The sequence below is a fragment of the Kutzneria sp. NPDC052558 genome (assembly GCF_044547355.1).
In the GTDB taxonomy this organism is placed as follows: Bacteria; Actinomycetota; Actinomycetes; order Mycobacteriales; family Pseudonocardiaceae; genus Kutzneria.
This window is the reverse complement of sequence record NZ_JBIUAG010000004.1, coordinates 437,676-453,023: the sequence shown is the minus strand read 5'-3', so window position 1 is coordinate 453,023 and position 15,348 is coordinate 437,676. Positions and strand designations below refer to the sequence as shown.

15 protein-coding genes are annotated in these 15,348 nt (G+C 70.4%); 6 read left to right on the top strand and 9 right to left on the bottom strand.

Features of this window, described 5'->3' with window-relative positions:
- Nucleotides 1-1,005 (top strand): DUF222 domain-containing protein (locus tag ACIG5F_RS10945; RefSeq protein WP_396517347.1); only part of this gene is annotated, 1,005 nt, incomplete at its 5' end.
- Between the two features lie 453 nt (nt 1,006-1,458).
- Here the strand turns inward: ACIG5F_RS10945 and ACIG5F_RS10940 are convergent.
- The 6 genes from ACIG5F_RS10940 to ACIG5F_RS10915 form a co-directional block, all read right to left on the bottom strand.
- Nucleotides 1,459-2,487: a LacI family DNA-binding transcriptional regulator gene (locus ACIG5F_RS10940; RefSeq protein WP_396517346.1), complete on the bottom strand. Its 1,029-nt coding sequence runs from the start codon at nt 2,485-2,487 to the stop codon at nt 1,459-1,461.
- 48 nt (nt 2,488-2,535) lie between these two features.
- Complete coding sequence (locus ACIG5F_RS10935; RefSeq protein ID WP_396517345.1) at nt 2,536-3,621, bottom strand: GNAT family N-acetyltransferase; 1,086 nt, start codon at nt 3,619-3,621, stop codon at nt 2,536-2,538.
- 52 nt (nt 3,622-3,673) lie between these two features.
- Nucleotides 3,674-4,030 (bottom strand): hypothetical protein, encoded by a 357-nt coding sequence (locus ACIG5F_RS10930; RefSeq protein WP_396517344.1) that lies wholly within the window; start codon nt 4,028-4,030, stop codon nt 3,674-3,676.
- A 113-nt stretch (nt 4,031-4,143) separates the two neighbouring features.
- Nucleotides 4,144-5,178, bottom strand: coding sequence for an ABC transporter substrate-binding protein (locus ACIG5F_RS10925; RefSeq protein WP_396517342.1), 1,035 nt, complete (start codon nt 5,176-5,178; stop codon nt 4,144-4,146).
- Entirely contained in the window at nt 5,175-6,041 is an 867-nt protein-coding gene (locus tag ACIG5F_RS10920; protein WP_396517340.1) for an ABC transporter permease, read from the bottom strand. The genes ACIG5F_RS10925 and ACIG5F_RS10920 overlap by 4 nt, the downstream gene beginning before the upstream one ends.
- Nucleotides 6,013-6,822, bottom strand: coding sequence for an ABC transporter ATP-binding protein (locus ACIG5F_RS10915; protein ID WP_396517338.1), 810 nt, complete (start codon nt 6,820-6,822; stop codon nt 6,013-6,015). Before ACIG5F_RS10915 ends, ACIG5F_RS10920 begins: the two co-directional genes overlap by 29 nt.
- A 143-nt stretch (nt 6,823-6,965) precedes the next feature.
- Between ACIG5F_RS10915 and ACIG5F_RS10910 the strand changes: the two genes are divergently transcribed.
- From ACIG5F_RS10910 to ACIG5F_RS10895, 4 genes are read left to right on the top strand one after another with little or no spacing between them, the layout of a single operon-like run.
- Nucleotides 6,966-8,543 (top strand): ATP-binding protein, encoded by a 1,578-nt coding sequence (locus tag ACIG5F_RS10910; RefSeq protein WP_396517336.1) that lies wholly within the window; start codon nt 6,966-6,968, stop codon nt 8,541-8,543.
- On the top strand, nt 8,540-9,199 hold the full coding sequence (locus ACIG5F_RS10905; RefSeq protein ID WP_396517334.1) for a response regulator: 660 nt from the start codon (nt 8,540-8,542) through the stop codon (nt 9,197-9,199). The genes ACIG5F_RS10910 and ACIG5F_RS10905 overlap by 4 nt, the downstream gene beginning before the upstream one ends.
- 31 nt (nt 9,200-9,230) lie before the next feature.
- Nucleotides 9,231-10,052 (top strand): serine hydrolase domain-containing protein, encoded by an 822-nt coding sequence (locus ACIG5F_RS10900; protein ID WP_396517332.1) that lies wholly within the window; start codon nt 9,231-9,233, stop codon nt 10,050-10,052.
- Nucleotides 10,053-10,106: 54 nt separating this feature from the next.
- Nucleotides 10,107-10,922 carry a serine protease gene (locus ACIG5F_RS10895; protein WP_396517330.1) on the top strand — a complete coding sequence of 272 codons (816 nt, stop codon included), beginning with the start codon at nt 10,107-10,109 and terminating at the stop codon, nt 10,920-10,922.
- Here the strand turns inward: ACIG5F_RS10895 and ACIG5F_RS10890 are convergent.
- The 3 genes from ACIG5F_RS10890 to ACIG5F_RS10880 all read right to left on the bottom strand — a co-directional run bounded on the left by ACIG5F_RS10890 (nt 10,919) and on the right by ACIG5F_RS10880 (nt 13,734).
- The gene (locus ACIG5F_RS10890) at nt 10,919-11,362 is read right to left on the bottom strand and encodes an ANTAR domain-containing protein (protein ID WP_396517328.1); all 444 of its coding nucleotides are present in this window, start codon (nt 11,360-11,362) and stop codon (nt 10,919-10,921) included. The genes ACIG5F_RS10895 and ACIG5F_RS10890 overlap by 4 nt on opposite strands.
- A 198-nt stretch (nt 11,363-11,560) precedes the next feature.
- Nucleotides 11,561-12,826: a nitric oxide synthase oxygenase gene (locus ACIG5F_RS10885; RefSeq protein WP_396517326.1), complete on the bottom strand. Its 1,266-nt coding sequence runs from the start codon at nt 12,824-12,826 to the stop codon at nt 11,561-11,563.
- Between the two features lie 326 nt (nt 12,827-13,152).
- Complete coding sequence (locus tag ACIG5F_RS10880; protein WP_396517324.1) at nt 13,153-13,734, bottom strand: bifunctional DNA primase/polymerase; 582 nt, start codon at nt 13,732-13,734, stop codon at nt 13,153-13,155.
- Nucleotides 13,735-13,862: 128 nt separating this feature from the next.
- Here ACIG5F_RS10880 and ACIG5F_RS10875 point away from each other — a divergent pair, with 128 nt between their 5' ends.
- Entirely contained in the window at nt 13,863-15,287 is a 1,425-nt protein-coding gene (locus ACIG5F_RS10875) for a PLP-dependent aminotransferase family protein (RefSeq protein ID WP_396517322.1), read from the top strand.
- Nucleotides 15,288-15,348: the final 61 nt, after the last annotated feature.

The following is a 15,348-nucleotide window of genomic DNA, read 5'->3' as shown; positions in this document are numbered from 1 at the left end:
GCCGACCACGCTCGGCTGTGCATTCTCCGGAATTTCGACGACCTGGCCGAGATGTCCATGGCCACCCACGAGTCCGAACAGTCCCTGTTCCGCCAGCAAGAGCGCGCCGAAGTCCTGGACCGCCTGCCGCGCCTGTGTGAGCAGCTGCGACGCGGGGAGATCGACCTACGCCGCCTGGAGACCGTCGACGAGCGGGTGATCCACCTCGACCCCGCCACGATCCCCCACATCGAAGCCCAACTGGTCGAGGTCGCCGCCGAGCTCACCCGCACCCAGTTGGCCCGCCGCACCACCAAGCTGGTCGCCGAGGCCGACCCGCTGGGCTACGAGCAGCGCCGGCAGAAGGCCCGTGACAAGGAGCGGCGGATCGAGTTCTACCCGCTGCCCAACGGCATGGCCGAGCTCCGGATCCGCATGTCGGCGATCGACGCCCGGCAGTGCTACGACATCGCCACCGCCGACGCCCGGGCGCTGTGCAAGGACTGCCGCACCACCGACCAGAAGCGAGTGGACGCGTTCCTGGACCGGTTCCTGGGCTACGGCATCGACCGCAAAGTCCAGGTCCACGTCACCCTCTCGATGGAGACCCTGATGGGTCTGACCGAGGACCCGGGTCTGCTGGATGGCTACGGCCCGATCAGCGCCGACTCCGCCCGCGAACTGGCGATGCTGGGCCCGTGGCGTGGTGTCCTGTTGGACGAGTACCAGCGGGCCGCCGCCATGGCCACCCATCTCTACAAGCCCCCGGCCCGGTGTCGGGAGTTCACCAAACTCCGTGACGGCGGCACCTGCTGCGCACCGGGTTGCATCAATCCGATCCAGGAAATCGACCACACCGTTCCCTGGCCGAAAGGCAAGACGAATCCGGACCAGCTCAAGGGCTACTGCCAACACCACCATCACCTCAAGCATGGCGACCACACCGTCACCCTCGACGACGACGGCACTCTGCACTGGGTCACTCCCCAGGGTCGGCACTACACCACCCAGCCCCACCAGTACTGACCACCACGCATTCCCGCCCTACCGCCCCCGTCGCACCTGTTCTTTGACAATTCCACAGCGGACCGAAACGCCCCTCCAACAACACAAAGCCGGCGACCCGGGAAAGCAACTGGCAACACAGACTTTCCACTTCGACAATCGGAGGGTGGATTTTGTGTGGAGGGGGGCGATGGCATAAGCTTCTTGCGTATCGAGGCAGGCGGAGCCTGCCCGATAGCGCCTTGATACGCCATCGCCCAGAGGTCTCCACACAAAATCCACCCGGAGTCACCAACCAACCGCCCCACCCCATCTCCAACCGAACAACAACTCCCACCCCACAAAGCAGACCTCACCCCTCAGCCGAACAACGCCCAACCCCTCACCGCAAACCCCACCCTCCGGCAACCGCGCGGCGCGGGCACCAGAACCACAACCACATCAAAGCCGCAATCACACCAAAGCCACAACCACTCAGGCCGAATTGCGGTGAACCAGTTCGACCGGGAGCAGCTGGTGCCGCTGACGGGGTTCCTCGCCACGGATCAACGCGAAAAGGCGGTCGACCATGGACTGGACCTGCCGGCCGGTGTCCTGGCGGACGGAGGTGAGCGGCGGGTCGGTGTGGGGGGCGACGGATTCGTCGTCGTCGAAGCCGACGACGGCGACGTCCTGGGGGACCCGTTTGCCGGCGGCGCGCAGGGCGGTCATGGCGCCGGCGGCCATGAGGTCGTTGGCGGCGAAGACGCCGTCGAGGTCGGGGACCCGGGACAGCAGGGCGGTGGCGGCGCGTTCGCCGCCCTCGCGGGAGAAGAAGCCGCCCTCGGTGATCCGGGCCAGCTCGGTGTCGGACGCCCCGGTGGCGGCGCGGAAGCCGGCGAGACGATCGGTGGCGGCGAGTTCGTCGGCGGGCCCGGTGATGCTGACGACCCGGCGGCAGCCTCGTTCCATGAGGTACCGGGTGGCCATGGCGGCGCCGTTCTCGTTGTCGTTGTCGACGGTGTGCAGCCCGCGCAGCGAACCCCACGGCCGGCCGCCGAACACGACGGGCAGCGAGAGCTTGCGCACCGACAGGGGCAGCGGGTCGTCCTGGTGCGGGGTGAACAGCAGCGCGCCGTCGACGTGCCCGCCGGCCAGGAAGCGTTGGGCCCGCAGCTGATCCTCGGGCGTGTGCACGAGCACGAGCACCATCTGCGAGTCCCGTGCGCCCAGGGCCATCGCGGCGTACTTGACCAGCCCGGCGAAGTGGGGATCGTTGAAGATTTTGGGTTGGGGCTCGGAGATGAGCACGGCGACGGCCCCGGTGCGCCGGGTGACCAGCGTCCGGGCGGCCTGGTTGGGCTGGTAGCCGAGTTCGAGCACCGCGGAGTTGACCGACTCCAGCGCGGCCGGGCTCACCTTGGGCGAGCCGTTGAGCACCCGGGACGCGGTCGCCCGGGATACGCCGGCCCTCGCCGCCACGTCCTCCAGGGTGGGCCGGTCGTTGGGACGGTGCACGACCACGTCTGCTCCTCACGAGCCGCCATGCGATGGCAGCTTTCGGCAAGGAGCTTAACGCTTGTAGTGCTTCGTGGAAGCGCTCACACGCGCAACTGAACCGGTTCGGATCGCGCACACCGCCACTCTGAGCAACCCGTCCTCCACACGCTGTCGTGTGCTCAGACCGGCCCGTGCGGCCGTTCGGGTCAACGCGTCCTCGGCCGGCAGGCACCAGCCGATGAGCTCCTCGTAGCCGCTGCCGCGGGCCACCGAAGCCAGGTGCGACAGCAGCGCCGTGCCCACGCCGCGGCGCTGCCAGCTGTCCTCCACCAGCAGCGAGATCTCGGCCAGGCCCGGCGCGGACATGCCGATCAGCTGCCCCACGGCGACGACCTCGGGGCCGGCCATCGCCAGCACGGTGAGTCCGCGCGGCGGGCTGAGCAGACGGTGCAGCCATCGCCGGGGCACGGTCCGCACGCCGGCGTGGTAGCGGGTGAACAGCGTTCGCATGGAACACCGTTTGTGCAGCGCGGCAACGTCATCGGCGTCGGAGGGACGCCCGACCCGCAGCACCAGGCCGGCCCCGTCGGTCGTCAGCACGGCCCGCGGCTCGGTGACGTCCTGCCCGGCCGCGCCCAGCACCTCCAGCAACGCGAACGCCCGCGCCAGCTCGGAATCGGTGAACGGTGCCCACGCTCGGCGCACGAGAAGCGCAGTGCCACCCGGAAGGTTGACCACGAACTGGTGACCGTCCAACGCGGATACGCCCCAGCCGGCTGATTCCGGCCCGGCCGGCACCGGGGTGACGGAATCCGCGCCCATCACCGAACGCAGCGACGCCGCCAGCTCGCCCGGCTCGGCCAGCGCCCGCCCGGCGGCCCGCAGCGCGGCCGCCCGCTCGTCGACGAGGTCGTGCATCGAGGCGGCGGCGATCGAGACCTCACGGCCGCCCTCGGCCTCCAGCAGCGCCACGAGATCGGCCGGCCGCAACCGGTCCGGCGCGGCGACCACCAGTTCGTCGACCACCCCGTCCGGCACCGGCAGCACGGTGAGCGCGAGGACGTTGCAGTACTGGTCGGCCAGCCGCACCGTCAGCCGGGCCAGCACGCCCGGGCTGTCGGTCAGCTGCACCCGCAGTCGCCAAGTCGAAGTGCCCATGTCACCCAGCGTGCCGGCCGGCTGTTTCCGACCGGTTTCCGCCGCGTGAGGCTCAGTGGCAGAAGATCCAACACGTCGTGGTGGTCGTGGGCGGCGGCGCGGGCTCGGTGGTCTGCGCCGGCGGCTGGGTCGTCTTCGTGACCGTCTGGGTGTTCTTGGTGGTGGTCGGCTGCTGGTGGGTGTCCACCGGCTGCGTGGCCGTGGTGGTGGTAGTCGTCGTGGTCGTCGGCGTCACCGTGACGACCACGGTGGACACCTGGGTGCTCACCGTGGTCGGCAGGGAGGAGACCGCGGGCGGCGGGGTCGCCGCGTTCGCGTCGAGCTCGTGCAGATAGGCGCCGAGTAACACACCGACGATGGCCGACGCACCGACCGCGACGGCCGATGAAGCCATCAACGCGCGTACCACCGATCCTCCTTGCACCCCAGGGTTGAGCCGACTGTGCGCCGAGCGGAGTTACCGCCTGGTACGCCACGACTCCCAATAAGCTAGTCGGCCGGTCAAGCCCTGGGCTGTAGGGATCAGGGGGTGACCTGGTCCGCGAACTCGGTGGTGTACGTCTCAGTCAGCCGGACGCTGTCCTTGTGGCCCTTGACGTTGGGGGAGAACTGGCTCAGCACCGTGAGAACGTTCGCAGCGCCCTCGGCCGGCATCTTGCCATCGGCGTTGAACATCGACTTCGAGTCCCCGATCGCCTTCTCGTACAGGGACTTGTTGCCGGCGGCGTAGTCGGCCGGCATCGTGGCCGCGATCTGCGCCCCCGAGTGCGTCGAGATGAACTTGAGCGTCTTGACCAGGGCGTTGGCCAGCTTCTGCACGGTCGGTTTGTGCGCGTTGACGTAGTCGCACGACATGTACAGCGAGCTGGCCGGGTACAGCCCGCCCAGCGCCTTGCGGGTGCCCTCCTCGGTGCGCATGTCCAGCAGCACCTTGCCCTTGCCGGTGGCGGTCAGCTGGGCGACGGTCGGGTCGGTGGTCATGCCCGCGTCGATCTGGCCGTTTTCCAGCGAGGCGACAAACGTCGACCCGGCCCCGGCCTTCACCTCGGTGAAATCGGTGCCGGCCTTGAGGCCCTGCTGCTGGGCCAGGTACTGGGTGAGGAAGTCGGTGGAGGAGCCGAGATCGGTCACGCCCAGCTTGCGCCCCTTGAAGTCGGCCGCCGACTTGATCGTGTCGGCCAGGGCCGGCGACACCATCTCCACCTCGCCGGGGATGTTGGCCAGCTGCACCACGCTCGTCAGGCACTTGCCCTTGGTCTGGAGGTCGATGGTGTGGTCGTAGAAGCCGACCACGCCCTGCACGTCGCCGGAGATCAGGGAGTTCTCCGCGTTCACGCCGGCCTGCTGGGTGGCCAGGTCCACGGTCAGGCCCTGTTCCTTGAAGTAGCCCAGCTGGTCGGCCAGCTTGGCCGGCAGGTAGATGACCTTGTCGATGCCGCTGACCATGATCCGCAGGTGGTCGGCGGTGGCGGCGTCGGTCCGGGAGTCGCGGCAGGCGGCCAGGCTCAGCACGGTCGCCGCCGCGATGACCAGCGTGACAGGGGTACGCAGGCTCATATCTGGGCTCCTTGCTCGTGCGCCGCCGCCGGCCGCCACTTGAGCAGCCGCTTCTCCAGTGCGGTGAGGATGGCCTCGGCCAGCAGGGCCAGCACGGTGATGACGATCATGCCGGCGTAGATGCCGGGGGTGTCGAAGTTGCCCTGGGAGCGGGCGATCAGCAGGCCGAGGCCGGTCTCCGCGCCGACGACCTCGCCGACCACGGCGCCGATCAGGGCGAAGCCGAACGCGGAGTGCAGGGAGGCCAGGATCCAGGAGGTGGCGCTGGGCAGCACGATGGTGGTCAGCACCTGCAACCGGCTGGCCCCGAGCACCCGGGCGTTGTTGATGAGGTTGCGGTCCACCTCGCGGGCGCCCTGGAAGGCGTTGAAGAACACGGCGAAGAACACCAGGATGAACGCCGTCGCGATCTTGGACTGCATGCCGAGGCCGAACCAGATCACGAACAGCGACGCCAGCACGATGCGGGGCACGGCGTTGACGGCCTTGATGAACGGCGCGCAGATGTCCGACAGCAGCGGGCTGCGGCCCAGCAGCACGCCGAGCACGATGCCGGCGGCCGCGCCGATCAGGAAGCCGATCACGGCCTCCTGCATGGTGGCGGCGATGTTCGTCCAGATCGAGCCCTGGCTGGTGCCGACGGTGAACCAGTCGACCAGCTTCAGCCACACCTGGCTGGGCTTGGAGTAGAAGAACGGGTCGATCCAGTAGGTGGCGGCGATCTCCCAGCTGGCCAGCCAGGCCACCACCAGCGCGGCCCGGATGGACCACACCTTGAGCTTGCGGTTGCGCTGCGCCCGGGCCGCGCTGCTCAGCTCCCGGGCCGGCACGACGTCAGCTGGCAATGTCACTGCTGCGCTCACGGGCCTTGTCCACCTCTTCCCGCAGTGATTCCCAGATCTCCCGGTACACGGACTGGAACTCCGGCGTCATCCGGATCTCCTCGACCAGCCGCGGCCGCGGCAGCTTCACCTCGAAGCTGGCCTTCACGGTCGCCGGGCTGGCGGTCATGACGATCACCTTGTCGGCCAAGGCAATCGCCTCGTCGAGGTCGTGGGTCACGAAGATGACCGCCGCGTTGGATCCCGACCACAGGCGCAGGAGCTCGTCCTGCATGAGGGCCCGGGTCTGCACGTCCAGGGCGCTGAACGGCTCGTCCATCAACAGGATCGACGGATCGTTGACGAGGGTCGCGGCCAGGGCGACGCGCTTGCGCATGCCGCCGGACAGCTGGTGCGGGTAGTAGCTCGCGAACTTGCCCAACCCCACCTTGTCGACCCAGACCCGGGCCTTCGCGCGGGCCTGGGCCTTGGACGCGCCGCGGTAGCGCGGGCCGGCGGCCACGTTGTCCAGCACCGAGCGCCAGGGCTGCACGGCGTCGTTCTGGAACATGTAGCCGATGCCGTCGGGAATGCCCAGCACCGGCTCGCCGCGGACCAGCGCGATGCCGCTGGACGGCGGTTCGAGGCCGGAGACCAGGGACAGCGTGGTCGACTTGCCGCAGCCGGTCGGGCCGACCACGGCCACGAACTCCCCGGGCTGCACGGACATGGTCAGTTCGCGGACGGCGGTGTGCACGCCGCCGGTCGCGCCGCGGAACCGTTTGGTCGCCGCGCGTAACTCGATGACGGGTCCGGTCGTCATTGGCCAGCTCCTTACGTCGTTGGCGCAGGACCGTAAGGTGGCAGGCGTATCTTGCGAACCCTTGTCGCGCTTGTTCGCCCATCGCGCGTTTCCCGTGTTTCGCACGTTCTGCTCACGGGGGGTTCGCGGCGTAGGGTCCGCCCATGGCGCCGCCCCGGATGCGGTTCGCCCGGCAGGTGCTGCTGCTTCAGATCGGCGTGATCGTGCTGGTCGTCGGAGTGGGGTTCGCCTTGGTCGGGTGGCTGCTGAACTCGAACCTGACCGACCAGTACGAGCAGCGGGCGCTGTCGGTCGCCCGCGCCGTCGCGGCCAACCCGGACATCGGCGACGCGGTGGCGGCGGCCGACTCCAGCGGCCTGGTGCAGATCCGCGCCGAGGCGGTGCGCATCCGCACCGGCGCGCTGTTTGTCGTGGTCACGGACCGTAAGGGCATTCGCTACGCGCACCCCAATCCGGACGAGGTGGGCGAACTGGTCAGCACCGACTTCAGCCAGACCATCGCCGGCGCCGAGGTCTGGAACATGGACACCGGCACGCTCGGCTACTCGGCCCGGGGCAAGGTGTCGCTGCGCGACCACACCGGGGCCATCGTCGGCGAGGTCAGTGTCGGCTTCGACGCCAGCAGCATCTGGGTTTCCCTGCTGACGGCGCTGGGGTGGTGCGTGCTGGGGTTGATCGGCGCGCTGGCCCTGGGCGTGGCCGGATCGGCGCTGCTGAACCGGTTGCTGAAGCGGCGAACTCTCGGCCTGGAGCCGCACGAGCTGTCGGAGTTGGTGCAGCAGCGGGAGGCCGTGCTGCACGGCATCGGCGAGGGTGTGCTGGCGGTGGATCCGGCCGGCCGCGTGTCCGTCTGCAATGACGAGGCGGCCCGTCTCCTTGGCAGCGCCCCGTCTCCGGGCACTCCGGTGTCCACTTTGGACCTGCCGACGCGTATCGGCGAGGCGGTGTCGGACGGCGCGGCGGTGGACAACCTCATTGCCGTGGCCGGGGATCGGGTGTTGGTGGCGACCTGTCGGCCCGTGCGCAGGGACGAGATCGACCTGGGCACGGTGCTGACCCTGCGGGACCGGACCGATCTGGAGACGCTGACCCGCGAGCTGGATTCCGTGCACCGGCTGACCGATGCCTTGCGGGCGCAGCAACACGAGTTCGCCAACCGCCTGCACACCCTGTCCGGCCTGTTGCAGACCGGACATCACAACGAAGCCGTCGACTACCTCCAGGCCCTGTCCGACACGCCGGTGGTGCCGCTGGGCCCGAGCGGGGTGCCCGATCCCTACCTTCAGGCCTTCGTGTCGGCGAAAGCCGTCGCGGCGGCCGAGAAAGGCGTGACGCTGGAGGTCGGCGAGGCCAGCTGGGTGCCGACCAAGGTGATCGCCCCGGTGCAGGTCACCACCGTGCTGGGCAACCTCGTGGACAACGCCGTGGAGGCGGCCCGGCTGGGCGCGCGGCGGCCGGCCCGGGTCGAGATCGACCTGGTGGCCGACGGGTCGACCCTGCACGTGTCGGTGGCCGACAGCGGCGACGGGGTGTCGGAACTCCTGCGGGACAGCGTGTTCCTCGAAGGTGTGTCCACAAAGGATGGACCGGGCCACGGCATCGGCCTGGCCCTGACCCGGCAGGCCGCGCTCGCCCTCGGCGGCGACGTGCGGCTGGCCAGCCCGGGCGGTCCCGACCATGGCGCCGTGTTCGCCGCGACCCTGCCGGAGGTGCTGGCGTGATCCGTGTTCTGGTGGTGGAGGACGATTTCCGGGTCGCCCAGGTGCATGCCGCGTTCACCGAGCGGGTGGCCGGCTTCGCCGTCGTCGGCTCGGCCCGCACCGCCGCCGAGGCCTCGGCCATGATCGTTGAGCTGAGACCGGACCTGGTACTGCTGGACACCTATCTCCCGGACCGCTCCGGCCTGGAGCTGCTGGCCGAGATCTCCGTCGACACGATCATGCTGACCGCCGTCTCCGACGCCGCGTCGGTCCGCGCCGCGTTTGCCGCCGGCGCGTTGAACTACCTGGTCAAGCCGTTCACCGCGGAGCAGCTGGGGGAGCGTTTGGCGGCGTACTCCCGTTTCCACAACCAGCTTTCGCCCGCCGATCGCGCCCTCACCCAGGAGGACATCGACCGGGCCGCGCGGACCCTGCACGACGGCGACCACCCCCACGCCCCGAAGGGCCAGTCGCCGGTCACCGTCAAGCTCGTCTCCGACGCCCTGCGCGCCGCCGACGGTCCCTGCTCGGCCGCCGAGATCGCCGCCGGGCTGGGCATCGCCCGCGCCACCGCGCAGCGCTACCTCGCCGCCCTGGCCCAGGAGGGCGCGGCCACCATGAGCCTGCGCTACGGCCTGACCGGCCGCCCCGAGCACCAGTACGAATGGCGCGGCTAGCCGCCGGCAAAGGCCCAGTACCCTCGCGGTCATGAAGTCGCTGGCGATGATCGACACCTGGTCGGCCGAGCACGCGGCGGTCGCCGTGATCGCCGCCGACGGCACGGTGCTGGGCACGTACGGGCCGATGGAGCACGTGTTCGCGCTGGCCTCGGTGACCAAGCCGCTGGTGGCCTACGCGGCGCTGATCGCGATCGAGGAGGGGGCGGTGGAGCTGGACCAGCCGGCCGGCCCGCCCGGCGCGACGATCCGGCACCTGCTGGCCCACACCTCGGGCCTGGCCTTCGACGACCACCAGACGGTCGCGGCCCCGGGGACCCGACGGGTGTACTCCAGCGCCGGCTTCGAGGTGCTGGCCGACGAGATCGAGAAGGCCAGCGGCATCGCCTTTCCCCAGTACCTCAAGGAAGCGGTGTTCGAGCCGCTGGGCATGGCCACGGCCGCCCTCACCGGCCCGGCCGGCTCCGGCGCGCAGGCCAGCTGCGCCGACCTGATCCGGTTCGCGACCGAACTTCAGGCCCCGACGCTGGTCGCCGCGGAAACGCTGGCCGAGGCGACCGGCGTGGCCTTCCCCGGACTGGACGGCGTGCTGCCCGGATTCGGCAACCAGCGGCCCAACGACTGGGGCCTCGGTTTCGAGATCCGCTCCCGCAAATGCCCGCACTGGACCGGGAACGGCAATTCCCCGGCCACCTACGGCCATTTCGGCGCGGCCGGCACGTTCCTCTGGGTGGACCCGGACCGCCGACTGGCCGCGGTCGCGCTCACCGACCGCCCGTTCGACCAGTGGGCCACCGAGGTGTGGCCGCCGTTCACCGACGCGATCCTGGCGGAAACCTCCGATCGACGGTAGCGAGGCTCGCTCAGGGCACGCTGAAGTGGAGTTCCCTGCGAGAGAGGAACCTCCATGCTCAAGCACCTCGCCGCCGTCGCGATAGCCGTGACGGCCCTGCTGCCGGCGTCCGCGCAGGCGGCGCCGGCCGCGACGGTCGACTTCACGGGCACGGTGAAACTCAGCAACTGCTCCGGCTCGGTGGTCAAGCCGCCCTCGGCCGGCGTCAACGACAAGGCCCTGGTGCTGTCCAACGGCCACTGCTACGAGGGCGGCTTCCTCGACCCGGGCGAGGTCCTGGTCAACCAGTCCTCCACCCGCACCTTCAGCCTGCTCTCGGCCAACGGCCAGAGCACCGTGGCCACGCTGCGGGCCAGCAAGCTGGCCTACGCCACCATGACCGACACCGACATCACGCTGTACCAGCTGACCAGCACGTACGCCCAGATCCAGTCCCAGTACGGGATCAAGCCGCTGACGCTGTCGGCCACCCACCCCACGCAGGGCGCCTCGATCCGGGTGGTCTCCGGCTACTGGAAGAAGATCTACTCCTGCGCCGTGGACGGTTTTGTGCACGAGCTGCACGAGAGCGACTGGGTGTGGAAGGACTCGGTGCGCTACACCGAGCCCGGCTGCCAGGTGATCGGCGGCACCTCGGGCTCGCCGGTGATCGACGCGTCCACCGGGGCGGTGGTGGCGGTCAACAACACCATCAACGAGAGCGGCCAGCGCTGCACCCTGGACAACCCGTGCGAGGTCGACGCCAGCGGCGCCGTCACCGTGCACCCGAACGTCGGCTACGCCGAGGAGACGTACCTGATCAACACCTGCGTCGACACCGGCAACACCATCAACCTGAACAAGGCGGGCTGCGCGCTGCCGAAACCCTAGTCGTCCTCGGCGGCCAGCAGGCGCTCGCACAGCTGTCTGCTGGCCGTCACCACGTCGTCGCGGCGGCGCTCCCACTCCGGCGTGCCCTCGGCGGCGACCAGGTCGCGGTGCGCCTGCACGAGTAAGCCGGTGGCGTCCAGCAGCTCCTGGCCCTGCCCGGCCCCGACCAGCGCGGCGGCCCGGCGGGGCCCCAGTTCGGCGGCCAGGTCCACCACCTGCTGCGCGAGCGTGTGCAGTTTGACGTTGTACTGCTGGGAAAGCTCGACCAGCAGCCGGAAGCCCTGCTGTGGGGCCTGCTCGCCGACGGCCGCGAGCAGGCCGGTGGCCTGGGCGATCACCGTGCGGGTGCGCAGCGCGCGGCGCAGGCCGTCGAGCTCGCTCTCCAGCTCGCTGATCCGGGCCCGCAGCCGGTCGGAATCGGAAGGCGGGGCGAAGGTCACGCCCGCCCCGCTGTCGGTCTCTGCCGCAAGGCAGCCGCCATGTCCAGCACCTCTCGCCGTCGTCAGCACAGCGCGAGGACAGGAAACGGCCGCCAGCGAGCAAGCCCGGGCGCGTTTCCGCGCCTCGCGTGGAGCTTGCGGCTGGGTTCTCAACCGCGATGACGATCACGGTAGTGACATCGGCGGCCGGAGCACAACTCAGGGCACGGGGACCGGGGCGCGGCGGGTGAACCAGTTCAGCCGGCGGATCCGCGGCAGCTTCTTCGGCTCGGCGGCCGCCGGCTCGGGGAAGGCCCGGGGCGCGCCGGTGGTGCCGCGCCGGGCGGCGTCGGGGTCCAGCACGAACTCGGGGGTCAGCTGGTCGGTGTCGTAGTAGCGGTGGAACACCGGCGTGAGCGCGCCGGACATCGGCGGCACGATCCAGCTCCAGTCGGCCGGGCACTTGCGGCCGGCGTCCTCCTCCTTGCGCAGGTGGGTCAGGAAGCGGGCGGACTCGGTGTGGTGGTCGGTGATCGTCACCTCGGCCCGGTTGAACGAGTGCAGCACCGCCCGGTTCAGCTCGACCAGGGCCCGGTCCCGCCACAGCGTCTGGTCGTGCGAGGTGTCCAGCCCCAGCCGCTCGGCCACCGGGCCGATCAGGTCGTAGCGGTCCCGGTCGGCCAGGTTGCGCGCGCCGATCTCGGTGCCCATGTACCAGCCGTTGAACGGGGCGGCCGGATAGGACACGCCGCCGATGGACAGCCGCATGTGGCTGATCGCCGGCACCGCGTGCCAGCGCAGGCCCAGGCCGGCGAACCAGTTGTGCTCGGGATGGCTCAGCTCGACCTCGTGGATCACCGCCCGCGGCAGCTCGTGCAGGGTGACGCCCTCCTCGGCCGTCTCGACCACCAGCGGCAGCACGTCGAACCGGCCCCGGGTGGCCGGCGGCTGCCAGCCCAGCCGCATCACCTCCTCGGTGAAGTCCAGGTACCGCGGGTCGCCGATGACGGCCCCGGTCTCGGCGTCCCAGTAGCCGGCGTACCGGATCAGCTGCTCGTTCCAGATCCGCGGCGCCGGCCTTCCCGGCGCCTCCGGCGCGAAAACCGTGACGGTGGGGCGGATCCGGCCGCCGTTGGTGGCCGACCGAAGATGCTCGGCGCACTGCGCGGCCACCGTGCCGGCGTCGCGGACCTTGCGCATGTCCCGCACCCGCAGGCTCTGCCAGTACAGCCGGCCGATGCAGCGCGCGCTGTTGCGCCACGCCACCCGCGCGCCGAACGCCAGCTCGCCCTCCGTATGCCGGTAGGTGCCCGTCTCGTCGATCTCGGCCAGCACCTGGGCCAGCCGCGGCTGCACCGGTCCGGTCTTCGGGTGCTCGCCGTGGAACAGCCGCAGGAACTGTTCGGCCTCGGCCCTGATGTCGCCCACGGGCGCCGGCTCGGGGGCGCGGCCGTGGGCGACAGGGCATCCGGTGGGGGCGGTCATGGCGTGTGAACCTACGGCCCGGTCACGGTCGAAAAGCACCGCCAGAACGGTTACCAATTCGATGCCACGAGGTCATTCGATCGGGGGTTCAGTCACCGCACGTGCTCGGCATCGGCCGCACCTTCGGCACACTTAAGCACTGAATCGTGTAGTTGACAGTGTCTATTGCGCACGTTCCGTGCGCGGCTCGGCCCCTCGTGACCGGTGCCTTCCTCAGCCGGACTTCGCCCGCCGCATCGGTTCGGGTGGTGGGTTGCGTTGGGTGGCGGCGACCGAAATCCGGCGACAGTCCAGGCGCAGGCGGGGCCGAGCACCTCCCGTGGCTCTCAGTTCACCGCGTCCAGGGCCTTGAGCATGTCCTCGTGCGCGAGTACGCCCCAGTCCGCGTGCTCCGGCGGCAGGGCCCAGTCCATCGGCCCGCGTCTGGTCGGCGTCGGCGGCGCGGGCACCCAGTTTCCCTCGCCGCGCACGCGACCGTTCACCGCGGTCAGCCGGTCGTCCAAGGGAAAACCGGTGCTGACCCAGAACAATCGCACGCCGCGTTCGCGCCACATCGCGATCGGCGTTGGCGTGCGGTGTTCGACCAGTGCGCCCTGCACGCGGACGGCGGTCGGCTCGGGAATCTCCACCACGTCGAAGACCGTGCCCGTGGGCAGTGCCACGGCGAACGAGAACAGCCGGTACCAGCTGGCCACGACGTCGGGGTCGGTGCTGGCGCGGCCCTGCCAGAGCCGCCACACCGGATGCGGACCGTCCTCGACGCAGTCCGCTTGCACACAGGCGTACCGTGTGCCATCGAAAAAAGCGGCCGGCACAACCGGCCATCCGTGCGCCGCGTAGCCCAACGCGGCCTGCCTGAGAGTCCGCTGCTGTCCGGGATCGGCCGGCCGCAGCCGGGACCCGCTCACGACCCGGTCTCAGCGGGACCGGCGTACTCCATGATCATCTCCTTCGGGTCAGCGATACGGTCATGGTCAAGACTCGCCCGATACCGGCCGCCTGGGTGAGTCCAATTCGGTGAAAGTGGACGACGTTCGTGGACAACCCCAGAATCGGCGAGGCCGCGTTGGCCCGGCTGCTCGACGGCTGGTGCACCGACGCCCGCGAGTCGCTGCACCGGCAGCTCGCCGCCGCGCTGACCGCCCTGATCTCCTCCGGCGAACTGCCGCCGGGCACGCTGCTGCCCTCGGAACGGGCGCTGGCAAGCACACTCGCGGTCAGCCGCGGCACACTCGTCACGGCCTACACCACCCTGCGCTCGCTCGGTTTACTGGATTCACGGCAGGGCAGCGGAACCCGCGTGCGCGGCGTGTCCCAGCCCCGGCTGCCTGGCTCCGCCACCCGGCTCAATCCGTTGAGCGGCACGGCGGACAGCACCGTCGCCGATCTTTCCAGTGCGGCCCTGCCCGGGCAGGACTGGGTCGCCGAAGTGGTCGGCTCGGTCAGCCCGGCCGATCTGCGGCACTGGGTTCGGGGCCACGGCTACCATCCCGCCGGCCTGCCGGCGCTGCGCGCCGCGCTGGCCCGGCACTGCACCGAGGACGGCCTGGTCTCGCAACCGGATCAGCTGTTGGTGACCAGCGGCTCGCAGCAGGCGCTGCAACTGATCGCCACCGCGATGCTCGCGCCCGGCGACGAGGTGCTGGTGGAGGATCCGACCAATTGGGGCGCACTGGACGCCTTCCGGGACCGGGGCGCGCGGCTGCGCACGATCCCGCTGCGCGAGGACGGCGTGGACGTGGACGTGTTGGTGCGGCTGCTGCGCAGTCGCCGGCCACGGCTGCTGTACCTGGTGCCGACCGTGCACAATCCGGTCGGCGTGACCGTGCGCCCGGCGGCGGCCAAGCTGATCGCCAGCGCGGTGGCCGAGACCGGCACCACCCTGGTCGAGGACCTGTCCTCTGTGGACACGATGTTCGCCGGGCCGCCGCCGGCCACCATCGCCGCGCTCGCGCCGGACGCCCCGGTGCTGGCCATCGGCTCGCTGTCCAAGCTGTTCTGGGGCGGCATCAGGGTCGGCTGGATCCGGTCCACTGTGGACTTCGTCAAGCAGCTGGCCACCTACCGCTCCTCGGCCGACATGGGCAGCTCGGTGCCGAGCCAGCTGGCCGCCCTGCGGCTGCTGGACTACGTGCCGCGGGCTCGTCGAGCGCGGGCCAGCCAGCTGCGCGCCGGCTACGAGTGGACCTCGGAACTGCTGGCCCGGCACCTGCCCGACTGGACGTGGGTGGAGCCGGACGGCGGCGCGTCGCTGTGGGTGCGGCTGCCCGAGGGCAACGCGCTGGCCGTGGCCGAGGCCGCGCGCCGCGGCGGCGTGCTGATCACGCCGGGCTCGGTGTTCTCCGCGACCGACGGCCAGCTGGACCGGGTGCGGGTGTCGTTCGCCGCCGGGCCGGACACGGTGCTGGAGGGCGTGCAGCGGCTGGCGACGGTGTGGCGCGGGAGAAGGAGGCTCCGCTAATTCCCTGCCGTTCAAGGAATTGTCCCGAAAAGATCTTCGGAACGGTGTGCAACCGCCACCC

Coding starts and splice junctions, on each gene's coding strand:
- ACIG5F_RS10935 (WP_396517345.1), bottom strand. CDS start 3,621: ATGGGCACTTCGACTTGGCGACTGCGGGTGCAGCTGACCGACAGCCCG.
- ACIG5F_RS10925 (WP_396517342.1), bottom strand. CDS start 5,178: ATGAGCCTGCGTACCCCTGTCACGCTGGTCATCGCGGCGGCGACCGTG.
- ACIG5F_RS10915 (WP_396517338.1), bottom strand. CDS start 6,822: ATGACGACCGGACCCGTCATCGAGTTACGCGCGGCGACCAAACGGTTC.
- ACIG5F_RS10910 (WP_396517336.1), top strand. CDS start 6,966: ATGGCGCCGCCCCGGATGCGGTTCGCCCGGCAGGTGCTGCTGCTTCAG.
- ACIG5F_RS10900 (WP_396517332.1), top strand. CDS start 9,231: ATGAAGTCGCTGGCGATGATCGACACCTGGTCGGCCGAGCACGCGGCG.
- ACIG5F_RS10895 (WP_396517330.1), top strand. CDS start 10,107: ATGCTCAAGCACCTCGCCGCCGTCGCGATAGCCGTGACGGCCCTGCTG.
- ACIG5F_RS10885 (WP_396517326.1), bottom strand. CDS start 12,826: ATGACCGCCCCCACCGGATGCCCTGTCGCCCACGGCCGCGCCCCCGAG.